The sequence below is a fragment of the Streptomyces sp. adm13(2018) genome (genome assembly GCF_008042145.1).
GTDB lineage: Bacteria > Actinomycetota > Actinomycetes > Streptomycetales > Streptomycetaceae > Streptomyces.
The window spans coordinates 136,359-140,662 of the sequence record NZ_RDBH01000113.1 but is presented as its reverse complement, the minus strand read 5'-3'; the positions used below and the strand labels follow the sequence as shown (position 1 = coordinate 140,662).

Sequence of the window (4,304 nt, the reverse complement as noted above, 5' to 3'; positions counted from 1 at the left end):
GTCGCCCTCCTCTTCTTCCTCTACGGGGCCCGGCTCTCCACCCGCGAGGCACTCGACGGCCTCAAGCACTGGCGCCTCCACCTCACCGTCCTCGCCTGCACCTTCCTCCTCTTCCCCCTCCTCGGCCTCGCCGCCCGCGGCCTCGTCCCCACCGTCCTCACCCCCCAGCTCTACGGCGGCCTCCTCTTCCTCTGCCTCGTCCCCTCCACCATCCAGTCCTCCATCGCCTTCACCTCGATCGCCCGGGGCAACGTCCCCGCCGCGATCTGCGCCGGCTCCTTCTCGTCCCTCGCCGGCATCGTCCTCACCCCGCTGCTCGCCGCACTCCTCCTCGGCGGCAGCGCGGGCGGCCTCTCCGCCGACGGACTCCTGAAGATCGTCCTCCAGCTCCTCGTACCGTTCCTCGCCGGACAATTCCTGCGCCGCTGGGTCGGCGGCCTCCTCGTCCGCCACAAGAAGGTCCTCGGCCTCGTCGACCGGGGCTCGATCCTCCTCGTCGTCTACACCGCGTTCAGCCAGGGCATGGTCGCCGGCATCTGGCACCTGGTGACCCCGGCCCGGCTCGGCCTCCTCCTCGCCGCCGAGGCCGTCCTGCTCGCCGCGATGCTCGCCCTGACCTGGTACGGCGCCGGACGCCTCGGCTTCGGCCGGGCCGACCGCATCGCGATCCAGTTCGCCGGCTCCAAGAAGAGCCTGGCGGCGGGACTCCCGATGGCCAGCGTCCTCTTCGGCCCGCAGGCCGCCCTCGCCGTCCTCCCCCTCATGCTCTTCCACCAGATGCAGCTGATGGTCTGCGCGGTCATCGCGAAGCGCCGCGCCCGCGACCCGGAGGAGGACCCCGGGACGGACGGGATCCCCGGGACCCCCGTGGCTCCCGCCGTAGGCCGGATCACACCCACACCGACGACGGGATGATCATCCCGGCCGCTACGGTGCTCCCATGCCCGCACTCGATTCCGGCCGCACCGCGCTCGTCCTCGTCGACCTCATGGACCGCATCGTCGCGCTGCCCCTCGCACCCCGCCCCGGCACCGACGTCCTCACCGCCGCCACCCGGCTCGCCGACACCTTCCGGGCCGCCGGCGCGCCCGTCGTCCACATCCGGGTCGAACGGCCGAACGTCGACGCCCAGCCGCCCGGCAGCGACCTCGTCGCCGGCCTCGTCCGGGACGGCGAGCCCGTCGTCGTCAAGCGCACCATCGGCGGCTTCCAGGACACCGGCCTCCACGAACTCCTCAGCGGCCTCGGCGCCACCACCCTCGTCCTCGGCGGCATCGCCACCAACCTCGGCGTCGAGTCCACCGCCCGCGCCGCCGGCGACCTCGGCTACGACCTGGTCTTCGCCGAGGACGCCATGAGCGCGCTCACCGCCGACGAACACCGCGCCTCCGTCGACCTCGACTTCCCGCGCCTCGGCACCGTCGCCCCCGTCGCGCAGATCACCCTGGACGGCCCCGCGTGACCCCGGTCCCGATACGTTACGGGGCCCGCCCCTGCTCCCTCGTCGTCTGCCGCGGCTGCTGCTGCGGCGACGCCCGCAAGAACCCCGGCACCGACCACGCCGGCCAGCTCGCCCGCCTCCGGGAGGCCGCSGCGGCCTCCGGGGGCCGCCTCGCCGTCCGGACGAGCGAGTGCCTCGGCCCCTGCGCCCAGGCCAACATCGTCGTCGTCCAGCCCTCCACCGAGGGCCGGCGGCGCGGCGGCCGGGCCGCCTGGGTCGCCTTCACCCTCGACCAGGACTCCCTCGACGACATCCTCGCCTGGACGGCCGCCGGCGGCCGTCCAGGCGAGGATGTCGTCGAGGGGTCCCAGTGTTGCCAGCGACTGATGGGTAACCGGTGACGTAAACCACCAAGATTCCCCCGTACCCCTTGGTCGACCGTGACAAGGGCCCGTGGGGGGCCCGGGCCCTTGTCACGGTCGACCAAGGGGTACGTCCCAGTGTTGCCAGCGACTGATGGGTAACCGGTGACGTAAACCACCAAGATTCCCCCGTACCCCTTGGTCGACCGTGACAAGGGCCCGTGGGGGGCCCGGGCCCTTGTCACGGTCGACCAAGGGGTACGGGGGAATCTTGGTGGTTTACGTCACCGGTTACCCATCAGTCGCTGGCAACACTGGGACATCCTGCCGGACGATCGAACCACCGAGGGGGTCCCGGGATGACGGGCACTCGCATTGCCGCGCTCGGGCACTACCAGCCCGCCAAGGTGCTCACCAACCACGACCTCGCGGAGTTGGTCGACACCGACGACGCCTGGATCACCAGCCGGGTCGGCATCCGCACCCGGCACATCGGCGGCCCCGACGAACCCGTCGACGAACTCGCCGCGCACGCGGCGGGCAAGGCCCTCGCCACCGCCGGACTCACCCCCGACGACATCGACCTCGTCCTCGTCGCGACCTCCACGGCCATCGACCGCTCGCCCAACACGGCCGCCCGCGTCGCCGCCCGCCTCGGCATGACCTCGCCCGCCACCATGGACCTCAACGTGGTCTGCGCCGGGTTCACCCACGCCCTCGCCACCGCCGACCACGCGGTACGGGCCGGCGGATCCCGCCGCGCGCTGGTGATCGGCGCCGACAAGATGAGCGCCGTGGCCGACTGGACCGACCGCACCACCTGCGTCCTCGTCGGGGACGGCGCGGGCGCCGCGATCGTCGAGGCCGTCGACGAGGAGACCCCGGGCGCCGCCCGGGGCATCGGCCCCGTCCTCTGGGGCTCGGTCCCCGAGATGGGCCACGCCGTCCGCATCGAGGGCACCCCGCCCCGCTTCGCGCAGGAGGGCCAGAGCGTCTACCGCTGGGCCACCCAGCAGCTGCCCGCCCTCGCCCGGCAGACCTGCGAGCGCTCCGGCATCACCCCCGAGGACCTCGCGGGCGTCGTCCTGCACCAGGCCAACCTGCGGATCATCGAGCCGCTCGCCGCGAAGATCGGCGCCGTCAACGCGATCGTCGCCCGCGACGTCGTCGACTCCGGCAACACCTCGGCCGCCTCCATCCCGCTGGCCCTCGCCAAGCTCGTTGAACGCGGCGAACTCGCCTCCGGCGCCCCGGTCCTCCTCTTCGGCTTCGGCGGCAACCTGTCGTACGCGGGCCAGGTCGTCCGGGTGCCGTAGGCCCCCGGGGTACGCCACCGCCGGCGGCCGGCCCCCGGGAACGCCCGGCGGCGGCATGCCCCGTTCGGCGGCCCGCCGGTGGCGGCCCGCAGGGGGCGCACCTAGCTTCGATCGCGGTGAGGGTTGTCGCATTCCGGGCACGGAATCGCTCCGTGACCGACCCTCCCGTGATCTGGAGGACCGTCATGCGTGCGATACGTGCCGCATCCGCCGCCCTGCTGAGCGCCACAGCCCTCGTGGCCACGACCGCGCCGGCCGCCTTCGCGGGCGAGGACGACCACGGGGTCACGCCGTTCGGCTTCTCCGTCAGCCCCGAGACCGTCGCCCCCGGCGGCACCGTGACGCTCACGTCCGACGGCTGCGAGGAGCCGACGGTGACCGTCACCTCCGGCGTGTTCGACACCGTGACCCTCCACGAGGGCCGCGACGGCAGCGCCACCGTGGACATCGACGCCAAGTCCGGTGCCCAGTACCAGATCACCTTCGACTGCAAGGGCGAGCGCGGCACCGCCACCCTGACCATCGCCCAGGGCAAGCCCGACGGGACCACCCCGGGGCACCAGGAGACCGTGCCGCCCGGAGCGCACAAGGGCGTGAAGGCCGGCTACGGCACCGCCGCCGCGTCCGGCGGCGAGGGCGAGGGCCTCGGCGTCACCGAGGTCGTCACCGGCGTGCTGCTCATCGTCGGTGCCCTCGGCGCGGCCGTCGTCCTGACCCGCCGCCGCGGCTCGGGCGGCGGCGCCTGACAGCCGGGACCCAGGGGGCCCGAGACGGCCCCTCCGACCCGGTGTGACGAGGTCCGGGACGGAGGGGCGCCATCACCGCCGGCGGCGCCCGCGCACGGGCGCCGCCCTCGGCGCGACGCGGACGGGACCCCGCGGACGGCACGACGACGCCGCGGACGGCGCGCCCGCGGCACGAGGAGGAGAGCGGGCGTGGGCAGCGCGAACGGCTGGAACGGCTGGGGCGGTTGGGACGGCCCGACTGGTTCGAACGGCCCGAACGGCCCGAACAGCCCGAACGGCTCGGGCGGCTGGGACGGCTCGGGCGGCTCGTACGTGGGGGGACCGTACGGCGCCGCGCGGCCCGACGGCCCGGGGCGGCGCGGTGCCTGGGGCCTCGTCGCCGTCGTCCTCCTCCTCGGCGTCCACCTCGTGCGCGGCGGCACGGACGAGCTCCGGGCCG

The 4,304-nt window shown here is 74.3% G+C and carries 5 protein-coding genes and 1 pseudogene; all 6 read left to right on the top strand.

Features of this window, described 5'->3' with window-relative positions; genetic code table 11:
• Window positions 1-915 (top strand): bile acid:sodium symporter family protein (locus EAO70_RS10620; RefSeq protein WP_148003000.1); only part of this gene is annotated, 915 nt, incomplete at its 5' end.
• Window positions 916-940: 25 nt separating this feature from the next.
• A complete protein-coding gene (locus tag EAO70_RS10615) occupies window positions 941-1,462 on the top strand; it encodes an isochorismatase family protein (RefSeq protein ID WP_148002746.1) in 522 nt (173 codons plus the stop codon).
• Window positions 1,459-1,842, top strand: a complete 384-nt coding sequence (locus EAO70_RS10610) for a (2Fe-2S) ferredoxin domain-containing protein (RefSeq protein ID WP_148002745.1) — start codon at window positions 1,459-1,461, stop codon at window positions 1,840-1,842. Before EAO70_RS10615 ends, EAO70_RS10610 begins: the two co-directional genes overlap by 4 nt.
• Before the next feature lie 320 nt (window positions 1,843-2,162).
• Window positions 2,163-3,119 carry a beta-ketoacyl-ACP synthase III gene (locus EAO70_RS10605; protein WP_148002744.1) on the top strand — a complete coding sequence of 319 codons (957 nt, stop codon included), beginning with the start codon at window positions 2,163-2,165 and terminating at the stop codon, window positions 3,117-3,119.
• Window positions 3,120-3,304: 185 nt separating this feature from the next.
• Window positions 3,305-3,865 carry a hypothetical protein gene (locus EAO70_RS10600; protein ID WP_148002743.1) on the top strand — a complete coding sequence of 187 codons (561 nt, stop codon included), beginning with the start codon at window positions 3,305-3,307 and terminating at the stop codon, window positions 3,863-3,865.
• 189 nt (window positions 3,866-4,054) lie between these two features.
• Window positions 4,055-4,304, top strand: a pseudogene (locus tag EAO70_RS37835) (hypothetical protein); the annotation flags it as partial.

Excerpts from the sequence above, each read along its gene's own strand:
- EAO70_RS10615 (WP_148002746.1), top strand. The coding sequence starts at position 941 with ATGCCCGCACTCGATTCCGGCCGCACCGCGCTCGTCCTCGTCGACCTC.
- EAO70_RS10605 (WP_148002744.1), top strand. The coding sequence starts at position 2,163 with ATGACGGGCACTCGCATTGCCGCGCTCGGGCACTACCAGCCCGCCAAG.
- EAO70_RS10600 (WP_148002743.1), top strand. The coding sequence starts at position 3,305 with ATGCGTGCGATACGTGCCGCATCCGCCGCCCTGCTGAGCGCCACAGCC.